This is a genomic window from Shewanella sairae, assembly GCF_023283535.1.
Lineage (GTDB): Bacteria > Pseudomonadota > Gammaproteobacteria > Enterobacterales > Shewanellaceae > Shewanella > Shewanella sairae.
Window position 1 is genome coordinate 1 of sequence record NZ_JAKILT010000215.1, and the last position, 677, is coordinate 677.

Consider the following 677-nt stretch of genomic DNA (forward strand, 5'->3'; position numbering starts at 1 on the left):
TTGTTTTGATTAAAGATTCGACACCTTCTATCAAAACGGGTAACTCTCAACTAATCAAGTTGAAATGTCAGATCTAGTCGGGACTAATACATATTAGGTTGTTCTATTTTAAATCGCTTCACTTACCTCGGTATGCCTAATAGCTATCAAGTGGCCTGATCACATTCAAAGACAAGAGAGATTGAGCATTGCAACAAAGCCGCTAAACACTGACTCGCTGTTAAATCTCCCACACCAGGGATTGATTTCAGCAGTTGCGCATCTTCATTTTGCTCGACAAGCTGTTTCAGCTTTTTATCTTGACCAGCAATACGCTCATTAAGCTGTAAATAGTATTCGTGATGCTCAATCAACTCCTGCATTAACATCCGGGGAATAGGTTCTTTATTATCAGCAAGCCATTGAAATAGGCTCTTCATCTTGCCATGACCTTTAGGAAAGCTGATACCAAACTCGAGTAACATAGACCCTATCCTAGACATACACGCGGTACGCTCTTTCACGTAACTAGAACGAATACGTTGGATCACTGAGATAACCTGAGACGTTTCAGTTTTAACGCCAACAAAACGCATCGATGGGCGTGTTGATGCTTCCGCTATTGCATCAGCATCGATGTAATCATTTTTATTGGTTTTGACGTAAGGCTTTACGTACTGCGGAGGAATGAGCTTTAC

General features: G+C 41.1%; 1 pseudogene. It reads right to left on the bottom strand.

The features are described 5' to 3' along the window. Positions 1-200: 200 nt before the first annotated feature. Positions 201-677 (bottom strand): annotated as a pseudogene (locus L2748_RS24245) (IS110 family transposase); the annotation flags it as partial.